The 14380-nt window shown below is 76.6% G+C and carries 12 protein-coding genes; 3 read left to right on the plus strand and 9 right to left on the minus strand.

All coding sequences use genetic code 11. From position 1 onward, the window contains the following. The first annotated feature begins 14 nt into the window (after positions 1–14). Positions 15–1190, plus strand: coding sequence for a L,D-transpeptidase (locus BJ983_RS04650; RefSeq protein ID WP_343053722.1), 1176 nt, complete (start codon positions 15–17; stop codon positions 1188–1190). Here BJ983_RS04650 and BJ983_RS32090 read toward each other — a convergent pair whose 3' ends face one another. The 8 genes from BJ983_RS32090 to BJ983_RS04690 form a co-directional block, all read right to left on the minus strand. Then, on the minus strand, positions 1191–1874 hold the full coding sequence (locus BJ983_RS32090; RefSeq protein ID WP_179792747.1) for an FHA domain-containing protein: 684 nt from the start codon (positions 1872–1874) through the stop codon (positions 1191–1193). After that, positions 1871–3178 (minus strand): VWA domain-containing protein, encoded by a 1308-nt coding sequence (locus BJ983_RS04660; RefSeq protein WP_179792748.1) that lies wholly within the window; start codon positions 3176–3178, stop codon positions 1871–1873. Before BJ983_RS04660 ends, BJ983_RS32090 begins: the two co-directional genes overlap by 4 nt. Continuing rightward, positions 3175–4344, minus strand: a complete 1170-nt coding sequence (locus tag BJ983_RS30480; RefSeq protein ID WP_179792749.1) for a protein phosphatase 2C domain-containing protein — start codon at positions 4342–4344, stop codon at positions 3175–3177. Before BJ983_RS30480 ends, BJ983_RS04660 begins: the two co-directional genes overlap by 4 nt. After that, complete coding sequence (locus BJ983_RS32095) at positions 4341–6650, minus strand: tetratricopeptide repeat protein (RefSeq protein WP_179792750.1); 2310 nt, start codon at positions 6648–6650, stop codon at positions 4341–4343. The genes BJ983_RS30480 and BJ983_RS32095 overlap by 4 nt, the downstream gene beginning before the upstream one ends. Continuing rightward, positions 6647–7876: a hypothetical protein gene (locus tag BJ983_RS30485; RefSeq protein WP_179792751.1), complete on the minus strand. Its 1230-nt coding sequence runs from the start codon at positions 7874–7876 to the stop codon at positions 6647–6649. Before BJ983_RS30485 ends, BJ983_RS32095 begins: the two co-directional genes overlap by 4 nt. Further along, positions 7873–8856 (minus strand): transporter substrate-binding domain-containing protein, encoded by a 984-nt coding sequence (locus BJ983_RS04680; RefSeq protein ID WP_179792752.1) that lies wholly within the window; start codon positions 8854–8856, stop codon positions 7873–7875. The genes BJ983_RS30485 and BJ983_RS04680 overlap by 4 nt, the downstream gene beginning before the upstream one ends. Then, a complete protein-coding gene (locus BJ983_RS04685; RefSeq protein WP_179792753.1) occupies positions 8853–10211 on the minus strand; it encodes a serine/threonine-protein kinase in 1359 nt (452 codons plus the stop codon). The genes BJ983_RS04680 and BJ983_RS04685 overlap by 4 nt, the downstream gene beginning before the upstream one ends. Before the next feature lie 88 nt (positions 10212–10299). Then, on the minus strand, positions 10300–10917 hold the full coding sequence (locus BJ983_RS04690) for a C40 family peptidase (protein ID WP_179792754.1): 618 nt from the start codon (positions 10915–10917) through the stop codon (positions 10300–10302). Between the two features lie 204 nt (positions 10918–11121). Here BJ983_RS04690 and BJ983_RS04695 point away from each other — a divergent pair, with 204 nt between their 5' ends. Further along, entirely contained in the window at positions 11122–12132 is a 1011-nt protein-coding gene (locus BJ983_RS04695; protein WP_179792755.1) for an undecaprenyl-diphosphate phosphatase, read from the plus strand. A 28-nt stretch (positions 12133–12160) separates the two neighbouring features. Here the strand turns inward: BJ983_RS04695 and BJ983_RS04700 are convergent, their stop codons facing one another. After that, on the minus strand, positions 12161–12679 hold the full coding sequence (locus BJ983_RS04700; RefSeq protein ID WP_246325530.1) for a type II toxin-antitoxin system PemK/MazF family toxin: 519 nt from the start codon (positions 12677–12679) through the stop codon (positions 12161–12163). A gap of 37 nt (positions 12680–12716) precedes the next feature. Between BJ983_RS04700 and BJ983_RS04705 the strand changes: the two genes are divergently transcribed. Beyond that, positions 12717–14354 (plus strand): Na+/H+ antiporter, encoded by a 1638-nt coding sequence (locus BJ983_RS04705; RefSeq protein WP_179792757.1) that lies wholly within the window; start codon positions 12717–12719, stop codon positions 14352–14354. Positions 14355–14380 lie beyond the last annotated feature (26 nt).

The following is a 14380-nucleotide window of genomic DNA, read 5'->3' on the forward strand; positions in this document are numbered from 1 at the left end:
CGACACGGACGGGCGTGCGCGCCCGCGGCGCGGTGCTCTCGGCGGTCCTCGTCGCCGCGGTCGCCGTGCTCACCGCCTGCTCGTCCTCCGGTGCCGGCGGTGCGGGAGCCGCCTCGCCCGCGGCCGCCGCCTCCCCGGCGCTGCCCCCGGGGCCCCGGGTCACGGTCGACCCCGCGGTCGCCGTGAACCCCGCGACGCCGGTCCGCGTGCACGCCGACGGCGGCCGGCTCACGTCCGTGCGGATGACCAACCCCGCGGGCGACCAGGTCGCGGGCACCACCGCGGCCGACGGGTCGACGTGGACCACCGACGAGCCCCTCGCCTACGGCCGGACCTACACGGTGGTGACCGACGCCGTCTCCCCGCAGGGTGCCCCGACCCACGTGCAGTCCACCGTGACCACGCTCGACCCGAAACAGACCGACTCCGCCGCCGTCGACCCCGGCACCACCGACGTCGGGGTCGGCCAGCCCCTCGCGGTCACCTTCAGCCACGCCGTCTCCGACAAGGACGCAGCGGTCAAGGCCCTCACGGTCACCTCGACACCGCCGCAGACCGGCGCCTGGCACTGGATCTCCTCCACCCAGGTGGACTACCGCCCGGCGGAGTACTGGAAGGCCGGGAGCACGGTGCGGCTCGACGGCAAGCTCTACGGCACCGACCTCGGCGGCGGGGCCTTCGGCGCCAAGGACGTGCACGAGACCTTCCACGTGCACGACGCCTGGGTCGCGAAGGCCGACGGCGCCAGTGAGCAGATGCAGATCTTCGACAACGGCGCGCTCGTGAGGACGATGAAGATCAGCCTCGGGTCGCAGCAGTTCCCGACCCACACCGGCCCGCACGTCATCTCCGACAAGGCGCCCAGCGTGGTCATGGACTCCGCCACCTACGGCGTCATGCCCGGCCAGCCCGGCTACTACAAGGAGACCGTGCTGCTCGACGAGCGCATCTCCAACGACGGCGAGTTCGTCCACTCCGCCCCCTGGTCGGTGGGGCAGCAGGGCACCGACAACGTCTCCCACGGCTGCGTCAACCTCAGCCCGGCCGACGCGCAGTGGTTCTACGACCACTTCGGCATCGGCGACGTCGTCGAGGTGACCAACTCCGGCGGCCCGTCGCTGCCGATCTGGGACCGCTGGGGCGACTGGGAGATGCCCTTCTCGCAGTGGCAGTCCGGCGCGAGCTCCTGATCAGTCGCGGCTGATCAGCAGCGTGGTGAACGCGCCCACGTGCACCCGGTCGCCCGCGCGCAGCGGGACGACGGTGTCGAGGGCGATCGGGTCGTCGGCGTAGTTCACGGTGGTCCCGTTCGTCGACCCGGGATCGAGCACCGACCACCCGCCGTCCTCGGGCCGGGGGAGCAGCACCGCGTGCAGGTGCGACACCCCGGGGTCGAGCGGCGGCCCCGCCAGGTCGATGTGCGGCGGCGGCGTGGAGCCGTGCACGCGGCGCCGTCCGATCCGCACCTCCGCACCGGCCAGCTCGAGCTCGGTCCGCGGGTAGTAGTTCGGGAACGTCACCGCCGCGATGTCCGGGCCCTCGCGGGCCACGACGCTCTCGTAGTAGCGCCGGTCGGCCTCCACCGTCACGCGCCAGGCACCCGTTCCCGACGCCGGGTCGGGTCCGGTCCCGACGGCGGGTGCGGCCGGGGCGGGGGTGCCGCCCGGCACCACGAAGTCGTGCCCGTCCTCCTCGCAGAACCGCCCGGTCCGCGGCGTGCCGCACACGGGGCACCGCTCGGCGGGCCCGTCCCCGCCGGTCTCCGGGAGCTCCTCCACCGGTCCCGACGCCGGGTCGTCGCCGATCGGGATGCCGCACTCGTCGCAGAAGTCGGCGGTCTCCGAGCTGTGGCCGCGCCGGCAGGTCGCGCTCACCGGCCCTCCCGCACCCGTGCCGTCCGCGTGGACCGGACGTCCAGGGTCATCTCGTCGACCGCGGTCACCCCGCGTCGCAGCCGCACCCGTCCCGTCGTCGGGTCCTCGACCTCGACCACCTTCTCCAGCAGCGCCGACGTCTCGGCGTTGCCCGACGCCGCGGCGAGGGCGACCGCCCGGCCGAGCCGCGCGGTCGCGGTGCGGACGTCGCCGGACCGTCGCGCGTCGAGCCCCTCCCGGATGGCCTCGGCGAGCTCGGCCTGCCCGGTGAAGTGCGCGACCCGCGGGTCCAGCCGCGTCGCGAGCGACGGGTCGGCGGTCCAGGTCACCGGCACCCGGGTCTCGGCGAGCGTCTCCGCCGCGTCCCCGCCGGGCGCGGGGGGTGCGGCGACCCCCACCCGCGCCGCGAGGATCTCCTCCCCGACGGCGAGCGGCTCCAGCGCGATCCGGACGTGGTACTCGCGCGTCTCGTCGCCCCACGCGCCGAGCGGGTAGAGCCCGACCAGGGGCTTCGTCGGGTCGGGCGTGCGGCGGTCGGTGAGGTCGGAGACGGTGGGCGACACCTGCTTGACCGAGCGCACCGTGGCCCCGCGGGGCGCCCACACCCGCAGGGACACGTCGCCGACGCCCCGCCCCATCGTCCGGTCGACGATGCCCGCGAAGTCCGCGGCGAGCCCCTCGGGCTCGGCGACGATGTCGGCGGTGCCCAGGAGTGCCTGCGCGATCCCGCGGACCTCCTCGACGACCCAGTCGGTGCCGACCCCGCGGGCGTCGCAGGTGAAGACGCCCTCGCAGGCCGCCACCGCGGCGGCGAGGTCCTCGGGGGTCTCGTGCTCGTCGCGGCCGTCGGTCAGCAGGATCGCGTGCCGCAGGCGGCGCGGGTGCGGCGCGAGCAGCCGCTCCGCGAGCCGGAGCCACGAGCCGATCGCCGTGCCCCCGGACGGCGTCAGCGCCTCGACGGCCGCGGCCGCCTGGCGTCGCGTGGTCGGGTCCAGCACGACGAGACGTTCCGCCGTCGGGAGGACGGGCCGGGCGTCGTGGCGGCCCGCCACGACCGCGACGAGCACCCCGTCCGGCACCGCGTCGAGCGCGGCGAGGGTGGCGCGACGTGCGGCCGCGATCTTCGTCGCGGGGTCGCCCATCGAGCCCGAGCAGTCGATCAGCACCACCACGGCCGACTCCGCCGTGCTCGCGGCGTCGGCCGTCTCCGTCGCGGTCACCGCCACGATCGCGTCCACCTCGCGGCCGCCCTCGGGCAGGTGCGCCTCGTGGAAGGCCTCGACGGTGAACCGCGGACCGGTCACGGCGTGTCCCGCTCCGGGACCGTCACGTCGACCACGACGAGGGTGGTGTTGTCGGTGCCGCCGTCGTCGAGCGCGGCGTCGAGCATCGCCGTCGCGGTCTCCGCGGGTGTGTCGGCGACGAGCCGCGCGAGATCCGCCGGCGCGGGCACGTGGTTCCACAGCCCGTCGCTGCAGATCAGCACGATCCCCGGCCGGTCCGCGGCGTGCGCCACCACGTGGGCCGGACCGGGCGGCCCGTCCGCGGCGACCCAGCGGGTGATCGCGTGCGCCCGGGGGTCGGCGTAGGCCGTCTCGGCGTCGAGCAGGCCGATCGCGACCGCCTCCGCCGCCCACGAGTCGTCCGTGGTCAGCACCACGGAGTCCTCCGGGGCCTCGGGCACCAGCCAGTAGGCACGGCTGTCGCCGATCCAGCTGATCACGAGGATCTCGTCGACGACGAGCGCGGAGACGTACGTGCACGCGGGGGCGTCCCGGTCCCCGGCCAGCTCCGTCACCGCCTCGGTCGCGGCGTCGGCGCACACGTGGGCGAGCTCGGTGAGGTCGACCCCACCGGTGGGAGCGAGGTCCGGGTCGTCGGTGTCGGGATGGGCGAGCGCGTCGCGGGCGGCCTCGAGGACGGCGGCGCAGGCCGCCAGCGAGGCGCGCTCGCTGCCCGGCACGGAGGCGACGCCGTCGCAGACCACCCCGACGACCAGGTCCCCGACCTCCCCGGCCAACGGCAGCCGGGCGAGCCCGTAGGCGTCCTCGTTGGCCGCGCGGACGCGCCCGAGGTCGGTGATCGCCGCCGCGCCCGGGACGTCGTGCTCGGCGTGGTCCCGCGCCCCGGGCGGCACGGTGCCGTCGCACGCCTCCCGGTCGGCGTGCCCGGTGGTCGTGTCGGCGATGGTGCCCTCCCCGTACGCCGCGTGCGGCGGCTCGCTGTCGGTCGTCTGCGACCGTTCGTGGTCCGTGCCGGGATTCTCGGCCCCCGGCGGGCCGGATGCGACCGGCGTGGTGGGGAGGAGCGTCACCCGCGCGGTCACCGGATACCCGCGCGTGCCGCGCCGGGGCCCGTCCGGACTGCCGACCGTCTCCGGCAGCGCCGTGCCGCACCCCTCGCAGAACCGGTCGCCGGGGTCACCGGTCTCCCCGCACACGGCACACGCGGCTCCCAGTGCCGCGCTCACCGGGCGGTCCACGGCCGGGCGTCGTTCGCCGCGTCGACCAGGGCGAACCGCTCCGGTGTCGTGCGGGCGTAACGGGCCCGCAGCCGGTAGCGCTCCTCGAGGGCGAACCCGAGGGCGTCGTCGTCGAGGGCGCAGCCGAACACCGTGCCGGTGCGCTCGTCGGCGTCCAGGCCGCGGCAGGCCTGCAGGACCTCGGTCTGCAGCGTGGCAGCACGCAACGGGTCCAGGTCGACCGCCTCGCTGCGTGTTCCCGCCTCCATGACCGCCGAGCGTGTCAGACGCGGCGCGCCGAGGAGCACCCGGACGGCCGCGACCCGCGCGTCGGGCGCGTGGACCGACGTCGGCGGCACCTCGTCGAGGACCGCCACCGCGCCCGCCCGGTCACCGCAGGCCACGCGGAGCCGGGCCAGCGCGAACGCCGCGCCGGTCCACGTGCGGTCGGTGCGCCAGATCCGTTCGAAGCGCTCCCGGGTGATCCCGGCGGCCGGCTCCCCGGCGTCCGACGCCCGGTGCTCGGCGAGCGAGGCCAGCGCGAACTGGGGGGCGAGCTCGCCCGGCAGCGCGTCGGCGACCTCGTCGGCGAGGCGCTCGGCGAGCGCGCCCCGGCCGGCCGCAGCCGCGTGGCGGGTCCGCAGCCACGTCCAGGTCCACTCCCCGGGCACCGCGTGCTCCTCGAGGGCCCGGCCCGCGGCCTCGACCTCGCCGGCGTCGAGGTGGGCGGTCACCGCGGACAGGCGGGCCTGGTCGGTGTCGAGGGCGCCCTCGGCCGAGACCGCCGCGAGGACCGCGCGCGGGCCCTGGGTGGCGGCCGCGACCACCTCGGGCGTCGACGGGTCGTCGGGGTCGGGCAGCGGCGGGGGGAGCGCGGCCGCGAGCTCGGCGGGGGAGGCCGGCCCGTCGACCCCCACCGACGCCGAGGGGGCCGCGAGCACCGTGGAGAGCCGCGGCGGCGGTGTCGTGTGGACCGCGGTGAGCTGGCGCAGCACCCCGACCATCTGCTCGGCGAGGTCCTCGACGCTCCCGAAACGAGCGGCCGGGTCGGGCGCGGTGGCCCGCTCGAGCAGTCGGCGCAGCGGCTCCTCCTCGAGGGCCGGGGCGTCCTCCGGGAACGGGAGCACGTCGCGCATCGCGCCGTGGAAGTCGAAGTTCGCCACGAGCACCGCGATCGTGCGACCGACCGTGTAGACGTCCGAGGCGACGGACGGCCCGACGCCGTCCGGGGCGATCTCCGGGGCCTGGTAGCCGACCGTGCCCCACACGTCGCCGCCCGGCTCGTCGATCCGCCGCACCGCGCCGAGGTCGATCAGGGTGACGTCGGTGCCGGTCTGCACCACGTTGTCGGGCTTGAAGTCGCAGTACAGCAGGCCGCGCTCGTGCATGTGGGCCAGCGCGGGCAGCACCTCGAGCACGTAGGCCAGGGCGTGCTCGGGGTCCATCGGCTCCCGCGGGTCGCGCATGGCCCGCAGCGACCGCCCCCCGACGTACTCCATGACGATGTAGGTCGCGTCCCCGTCGGTCACGACGTTGTAGATCCGCACGATGTGCGGGTGCACCAGCTGTGCGAGGAAGTCCTGCTCGGCGTCGGCGGCGGCGAGGGCCGCGGCGTCCCCGGTGTTGAGCAGGCCCTTGAGCACCACCCACCGGTCGCGCACCCGGCGGTCGCGGGCCAGGTGGATCCAGCCGAGGCCGCCGTGGGCCAGGCAACCCAGCACCTCGTACTGGCCGGCCACCACGTCCCCGGGCGCGAGGGCGGGCGTGAACGAGAAGCGGGTGCCGCACTGCGGGCAGAACCCCTCGGTGCGGCCGGGTCGTCCGTCGCGCCCGCGCCCGACCTCCGCGTCGCACGCCCCGCAGTACCGACCGCTCTCCGGCACCACCGGGTCGGCCAGCACCGCGTCGGCCGGGTCGGCGGCCGGTTCCGGCTCGATGGCGACCAACCCGGCACCGATCCGCCGCCGGCTCGACCCCGACCGCGTGCGCCCGGACCCCGGCCCGGTCCCCGTCCGGCCCGACCCGCTCGGGACACGACCGGAGGGGGACGACCCGGAGCCGCCCGACGCGGCCGTGGCAGGGCCGACGGCGGCCACGGATGCCGCCGTGGCGGGCCCGGTCGCGGCCGGGGACGCGGCGGCGGTCGGCGGCCCCTCCCCGAGGGCTCCGACGCCCGCCCCCGACGGGATGCCGGATTCGCCCGACCCGCCCGCTCCGGCCGGTGCCGCTCGCCCGCAGGTGTCGCAGAACCCGTCGTCCTCGAGCGTGCCGTCGCAGCCGGGGCGGACGCAGAGCGTGGGCGGAGCGGCGGTCACGACCCGCCCCCGTCCTCGAGGGCCCGCTGGTACGCGCGGACCGCGACGGTGGCGGCGGCCAGGTCGCACGGCGCGGTCCACAGCAGGTCGTGCGCCCGGGTGTACCGCGCGTCGAGGTCGAGGTCCTCGCTGCGACCCCGGGCGGCCGCCTTCGCACGCAGCGCGCCGAGCCGGCCGCGGAGCTCCGCCCTGCGGTCGAGCAGCCCGGCGAGCACGGAGCGGTCGGACGTCGCGGCCGCGCGGGCCGCGCCCACGTCCGCGGTGACGGCGGCGAACCCGGCGGACGCGGCGGCCCAGCGCCCGGCCTGCGCGTCGGCGTGGCTCGCACGGAGCGCGGCGCGCAGCCCGGGGGCCCGCCGCGCGGGGACCGGCAGGCCGGCCGACCCGACGATCCGGCGCCCCACCTCGGCGGCGACCTGTCCGGCGTCCGCCTCGAGGACGGCGAGGGCGTCGACGGCGGCCGTGAGCTCCGCGACCCGGTCGGCGAGGCCCGTCTGCAGCGCCCGCACCTCGGCGAGCGCGGCCCGGACCACCCGGACCTCCGCACCGACCGTCGCGAGCCCGGCCGGGTCGACCGGGGCGGCGGGGTCGGCGTGGCCCAGCGGGTCGGCCAGCGCGGCGGCGCGCAGGCCGTCGATCCGGGCGACGCACCGGCGCAGCGCGTCGGCGTGGTCCCCGGTGGCCGTGGCGCGCAGCTCGTCGAGGACACGTTCGAGCGGGCCGAGCTGCGCCGCGACGGCGTCCCACACCGCGGCGACCGTCGCGACGACGTCGGTGGCCGCGTCGAACCCCGCCGTCATGCGGGTGAGCAGGGCGTCCGCGGTGGTGAGCGTGACCTGCGAGGTCGGCCCGAGCAGCCCGCGGCGCTGCAGGGGGACCGCCTCCTCGGCGACGACGACCGTCTCGCCGTGCAGGGCCTCGTCCGCGGCGAGGAGCTCCTCGACGCCGGGCCGGGACCGGGTGCCCCGCGCCTCGCGGGCGGCCGCCACGGCCCGCCGGTAGAGCGCGAGGTCCCGGTGCAGGTCGGCCACGGTCGCGAGGGTCTCCTCACGGCGCCGCGCGGAGATCCCGGTGAAGCCGCCCGCGGTGAGCAGCCCGTGCCCCGGGTGCGCCTCGAGGTCGACCAGCGACGCCGACGCCCGGGCCACGGCGTCCTCGGCGGCCGCGAGGTCGGCGTCGAGCCGGTCGCGGTCCGGCGCACTGGTCCCGGGGCTCATCGTGGTCATCCGGCGTAGGTGACGGCGGTGGGGACGGCGGCCGCGTTCCCGACGGTGGCGGTGGCGATCGCGGCGAGCGTCCCGTCGGCGCGCATCCGGTCGAGCGTCCCGTTGACGAACCGCAGCAGGTCGGTGCGCCCCGGGGCGACCGCGATGCCGTAGGGCTCGGCGTCCAGCGCGGCGCCACGCACCTCGAGGCGACGGTCCTCCAGGGCGAACCCGGTGAGGATGGCGTCGTCGGTGGTCGCGGCGTCGACCTGCTCCTGCTGGAGCAGCACGAGGCAGTCGCTGTTCTCGGGGACGCCGACCACCGTGGGAGGTCGCCCGTTCGCCCCGCGGCTGTTCTGCAGGGTGGCGATCGAGGTGGTGCCCAGGGGGGCGCACACCGGCCGGCCCCCGAGGTCGGCGATGCCGGTCACCGGTGAGGTCCGCGGCACGACGAGGCGTTGCGCCGCCTCGTAGTAGACCGCGGACATGCCGACCTGGCGCTTGCGTTCGCAGGTGATGGTCATGGCCTGCACCACCATGTCCACCGAGCCGTCGAGCAGGTTCGGGATGCGCTGCGCGGAGCTCTCGATGCGGAACCGCACGCGGGACGGATCGCCGAGGATCGCGCGGGCCATCTCCCGGGCCACGGCGACGTCGAGCCCGGTCAGCTCGCCGGTGCGCGGGTCGCGGTAGCTCAGCGGGACCGTCGCCTGGTCGACCCCGACGATCAGGGCGCCCCGGGCCACGATCGCGGCCATCGTCGACCCCGCGGGCATGGCGCCGGGCGGCGGCGGGGGAGTGGGGGTGAGGCTCACGCGGGGGTCGCCGCAGCTGGTGTCGCGCGCGGCGGTGGCCGGACCGGTGACCACCGTGGTGCCCGCGGGCACCGGGCGGACGGGCTCCACCGGCGTCGTCGGCGCCGCCGACGAGCAGCCCGCGACGAGGGCGACGAGCAGCACGAGCAGGGCCGACCGGCGCCCCACCCGTCGGCCCGCCGTCACCGGTACTCCTGCAGCCGCGGCCACACGCCCGCGACGAGCCCACCGGCCGCCACGAGGGTCAGCAGCACGATGCCGAGGGGGAGGAGCAGCGTCGCCGCCCGGGCGGTGTCCGCGTCCCGGGCGCTCGTCGTCGAGGTGGTGGCCACGGCGCGGTCGAGCGCGTCGAGGACCTGCTGCACCGAGCCCTGCCCGCCGTCGGCGCCGGCGGCGAGCGCGAGGGCCACGGCCTGGTCGTACTGCCCGCTGACGTCGAGCGTGCGGACCAGCTCGTGGACGACGATGCCGCGCCGCCCCGCGTCCTGGGCGGCCGTGGCGTCGTCGGCCACCGGTCCGTCGCCCGCGGCGGTGCGCGCGCGGTCCAGCAGCCCCTCCCACCCGTAGAGGGCGATGCTGCGGCTCACGTAGTCCTGCTCGTAGGCGCCCCCGGTCGAGCGCGCGACGAGCGTCAGGATCTCGTCGCTGCGGGACTGGAGCACGGCGACCCGGGCGGCGACGAGCTCCCGGTTCGGCTCCGCGCCGGCGTCGCGGGCGTTCGCCGTGGCGAGCGCACTCACCCCCAGGGCGACGACCGTCCACACCCCGAGCAGCGCCAGGGCCGCCCCGGCCACGACCACGCCCGGGGTGCGGCGCCGCTTCGTGGTGTGGGCGATCCGCCGGTGCAGCCGCCACGTCGCGAGGAGCGCGGCGAGGAGCACGAGGAGGGCGAGCACCGTCAGGACCCCGCCGTCCGCCCCGTCCTGGGCGTCGGCGAGCGCGGCGGACTGGAGGTCCCCGATCTGCTGGGCCGCCGGCAGCAGGTCCGTGCGCAGGAAGGCGGACGCCTCCCGCAGGTAGGCCGAGCCGTAGGAGAGGCCCTGTCGGTCGACGGCCCGGGCCGTCTCCACCAGCCCGGTGTAGGCCGGGAGCCCCTCGGTGAGGGTGGTGACCGCCGCCGCGTCCGCGCCGGTCCCGCTCGACGCGGCGCCGAGGACCGCCAACGCGCGACCCGCGGCGGCGAGGTCGGTCTGGTAGCGCAGGCGCAGCGTCGCCGGTTCGGCGGCGCCGAGCAGGAAGCCCTGCCCGGCGCTCGCGTCGGCGTCCGAGAGCGCGCGGTACAGCTCCTGCGCCGAGGCGGTGAGCGGCCCGCTGCGCTCCACGACGTCGTCCGCCGCCGCGCCGGTGCGCAGCGCGGCGACCAGCGCCAGCACCCCGGCCAGCAGCACCAGCAGCAGGGTGATCAGGCCGGCGCGCGCCAATTGGCCGACCCGCGTGGTGCGTCCGAGCTCGACGGCGGAGGCCACCCGCTCCCGCCAGGTGGGGGACGGCCCGGCGTCGGGAAGGAGCCCGGGCGCCGGCCGCTCCGAGGTGACGCTCACCGTGTCCACCCCCTCCCGTCGTGGTGTCGATCACCCTAGCCGAGGGGACCGACGACGTGGCCGGGTCGAGCGGGGGCGGGCCGCGGGCTCAGTACGGCGCGTAGGCCCAGCCGAGCGGCCGCTGGAAGAAGTCCACCGGCACGATGCCGACCTGGTGGTGGGCGCTGGAGGACACGACCCGGCCGTCGCCGAGGGAGAGCGCGACGTGTCCGTCGGAGGAGGTGTCGTAGAAGACCATCGCGCCGCGGGGGGCGTGGCGCCAGTCGCTGTGCTGCTGCTGCTGGGACTCCCAGTCCTGGATCGCGCTGGCGTAGTGCCCCTGGGTGCCGAAGGCGTTCTCGACGGCCCGCTCGCACCAGTTCTCGTAGTTCGTCGACCCGATCTTCGACTCGAACCGGTCGATCGCGGCGTCGATCTTCGTCGCCTGCGCCTGCATCCCGGCCGCCTTGGTCAGCTCCGGCACCGTTGCGGCCGCCGAGGTCGGCTCCGCGGACACCGGCGCCACCGCGGCGTTCCCGACGGCTGGGGTGCTCCCGGCGGTCAGGTGGAGGTCCGCGGCGACCGTGGTGATCGCGGGGGCGGAGATCGTCGTCGCGTGCGCGCCGATCCCGCCGAGGGCGGCAGCACCCACGGCGCCGGCGGCGATGCCGAGCACGGCGGTGAGCGGGTGGACGCCGAGGGACGGGGCGCCGAGGGCAGCGGTCATGGTGCGGGGTCACCTCTTCCAGGCGGCGGACCGGTCGTGGGAGCGGGGGAACGTGACCGGGCCGTGATCCGACCGGGGCACTTTAGCAACCGAATCGTGATCCGCACGTCGACCCCGATTCCTTTCCGTGTCGGCGGGCGGAATTTTGCCGATTCTTTCCCGATACGATTCGAAGGACGTCGTCGACCGAGAGGACCGTCATTCGTGTCGGCACATCTGAGCTGGCTGGAAGCTGCCGTCATCGGGGCGCTGCAGGGCGTCGCCGAATTGTTCCCGGTGTCCAGTCTGGGCCATTCGATCCTGTTGCCCGCGGTGCTCGGCGGCTCCTGGGCGCGCGATCTGGACGTCACCGCGAAGGACTCGCCCTATCTCGCCTTCGTGGTCGGCCTGCACGTCGCCACCGCGCTGGCCATGATCGTCTACTTCTGGCGTGACTGGGTGCGAATCCTCACCGGCCTGGTCACCAGCGTCCGGGACCGCCGGGTGGAGAACGACGACCAGCGGCTCGCCTGGATGCTCGTCCTCGCGACGATCCCGGTCGGGCTCGCGGGGCTCGTCCTCGACCAGCTCTTCCGCACGCTGCTCGCGAAGCCGGTGCCGACCGCCGCGTTCCTCGTGGCGAACGGGTTGCTGCTCATCGCCGTCGAGGAGCTCGCGCGACGCCGGGCCGGCGCGGCGGGTTCGGCGGGCGCGGCAGGCCCGGCGGGCGCGACGGGACCGGGGGCCGGGGCGGTGGACGCCCCGACCGTCCGGCTGGACGCCCCCACCCAGGTCCTGCGCGGCTCCCGGGTCGCCACGGCGACGACCCCCGAGGAGCAGGCCGACGCCCGGCTCGCCCGCCTGCCGCTGCTGACCGCGGTGCTGATCGGCGCCGCCCAGATCCTGGCCCTGCTCCCGGGGATCAGCCGCTCCGGCGCGACGATCGGCAGCGGCCTGCTGTCGAAGCTCTCCCACGAGGACGCCGCCCGGTTCGCGTTCCTCCTGGCGACGCCGGTGATCCTGGCGGCGGGGGTGCTCAAGCTGCCGGAGCTGTTCGGTCCGGCGGGCGACGGCATCCGCGGCCAGGTGCTGCTGGGCTCGGTGCTCTCCGGGGTCGGGGCGTACGTCTCGGTGCGCTTCCTGACCCGGTACTTCGAGCACCGCTCGATGCGCCCGTTCGGTGTCTACTGCATCGTCGCGGGCGCCGCGTGCCTCGCGTGGTTCACCCTGGCCTGAGCCGTTCCCGCCGGTCGGTGCCGTCCGGTCAGTGCCACCCGTACGCGGAGCGCAGTTCGCCGGCGACCCGGTCGAAGCGGTCCTTCGGCATCACCGCGCCCTCCCGCCGGATGCCGTGCTCGGGCACCTCGAGCACGCGGTCGAGCCGCACGTAGGAGTCGCGGCCCTCGCGGTCCCAGGGCCCGGAGCCGATCGGGACCCAGTTCGCGTCGTCGGCCCGGTGGCCCTGCGAGGAGAGCATCAGCCCGAGCAGCTCCCCGGCCTCGGCGGCGCGGGCGACGACGAGCACCGGCCGGTCCTTGCCCTGCGAGGCGTCCTCCTCGAACGGCACCCAGGTCCAGACGATCTCGCCCGGGTCGGCGGCACCGTCGAGATCGGGGGCGTAGCTGATCTGCCGCGCGCGCTCCGAGGACGGCACCGTCCGGACACCGCCCGGCGCGGGCGGGCCCGCGGCGTCGCGCTGCCCCGGCCCCTTCTCCTCGGTCGAGGTCAGCATGTCCAGCCCGACCTGCAGTGCCTTGCCCACGAAGTCCCCGAATCCGGCCATGGCGCACAGCATGCCGAACGCCCCCTAGGGTCGGGCGGTGACGGTGCTCCTCGTGGTCGTCGGCGCCATGTCCGCCGCCGTGCTCCTGGCGGGGGCGGGCGACCGGTTGCGGCTGCCCTGGCCGGTCCTGCTCCTGCTGCTCGGCGCGGCGGCGGCCTTCGTGCCGGGGATCGAGGCCCCGGACATCGACCCGGAACTGATCCTCCCGCTGTTCCTCCCGCCGCTGCTCTTCGCGACCGCGCAGCGCACCTCGTGGGCGCTGTTCCGCCAGCGCTGGCGGGCGATCGCCTTCCTCGCCGTGGGCCTCGTGGTGGCGACGGTGGCAGCGGTGGCGGGCACGCTGGTCGCCCTCACCGCGGTGCCGGTGGCCGCGGCGCTCGCCCTCGGCGCCGCCGTCGCCCCGCCCGACCCGGTCGCGGTCGAGGCCGTCGCCGGACCGCTGCGGGTGCCGCGCCGCCTCGTCGCGACCCTGCAGAGCGAGGGGCTGTTCAACGACGCCACGTCGCTGGTCGTGTTCACCACCGCGATCGCCGCCGCGACGGCGGGCGGTGAGCTCGGCAGCGGGACGATCGTGCTGCGGTTCGTCTACGGCGCGGTGGTGGCGGTGGCGCTCGGGTTCGCCGCGGCGTGGCTCGTCCGCCGGCTGCTCGACCGGCTCACCGACGTCGTCGCCGGCAACGGGCTCACCCTCGTCCTGCCGTTCGCGGTGTACCTGGCCGCGGACGCGCTCGGCGCATCCGGCGTGATCGCCGTGGTGGTCACGGCGCTGCAGGTGCGCCAGCACGCCGACGCCGACGCCTCCGAGGCCCGCCTGACGGCGACGTCGTTCTGGAACGTCGTCGAGCTGCTCGTGACCGGGGTGGCCTTCGCCCTGATCGGGCTGGAGCTGCGCGCCGTGGTCGAGCAGGCCGACCGCTCGCTCGGGGAGATCCTCGCGCACGCCGCCGTCGTGTGTGTGGTCGTCGTCGGCGTGCGGGCGGCCTGGATGACGGTGACCTGGCTGGCCTACGCGCGGCAGGCCGCACGGCGGGGCGAGGAGCGCGCCCCGGCGACGGCGGCGGAGGCCGCGGTCCTGACGTGGGCGGGGATGCGGGGGCTCGCGACCCTCGCCCTGGCCCTCGCGATCCCGCTGACCCTCGACGACGGGAGCCCGTTCCCCGACCGGGCGGAGCTGGTCATCATCGCCTGCGCCGTGCTCGTGGTGACCCTGGTCGGGCCCGGTCTGACGCTGCCCTGGCTGGTCCGGTGGCTCGGGCTGCGGGAGGACGACGGGGTGGCGGCGGCCGCCGAACGCGACCTCGCCCTGCGTGCCCGCCGGGCGGCGCTCGACGAGCTGCGCACCGTCGACCGCGAGGCGCTCGGGGTCGACGACGAGCAGGGCGAGCAGGTCCTCGACGCCGTGCGCACCCGCTTCGGGCGGATCGGGCGGACCCTCGCGGGCGACGACGTGCCCCGGGCCGGCGCCACGGACGACGACGCCGACGAGGACTACCGCGAGCGCCTGGCCCGGCTCCAGCGGCGGCGCGACCAGTGGCAGCGCGTGCAGACCGTGGCGCTCGCCGCCGCCCGGCGCGAGGTCGTGGCCGCTCGCGCGGAGCCCGGCGTCGACCCGGAGGTCGCCGACCGGGTGCTCCGGCGGTTGGACGTGCGGACCCTCGGTGCCGGAGGCCTGTGAGCACTCAGTGGGGCTATCGGCCCACC

Origin of the sequence: Actinomycetospora corticicola (assembly GCF_013409505.1) — a bacterium.
Taxonomy (GTDB): domain Bacteria; phylum Actinomycetota; class Actinomycetes; order Mycobacteriales; family Pseudonocardiaceae; genus Actinomycetospora; species Actinomycetospora corticicola.

What these genes read in the sequence shown, in the direction of transcription:
- BJ983_RS30485 (WP_179792751.1), bottom strand. Translation starts at nt 7,876, where the DNA reads ATGACCACGATGAGCCCCGGGACCAGTGCGCCGGACCGCGACCGGCTC.
- BJ983_RS04690 (WP_179792754.1), bottom strand. Translation starts at nt 10,917, where the DNA reads ATGACCGCTGCCCTCGGCGCCCCGTCCCTCGGCGTCCACCCGCTCACC.
- BJ983_RS04700 (WP_246325530.1), bottom strand. Translation starts at nt 12,679, where the DNA reads ATGGCCGGATTCGGGGACTTCGTGGGCAAGGCACTGCAGGTCGGGCTG.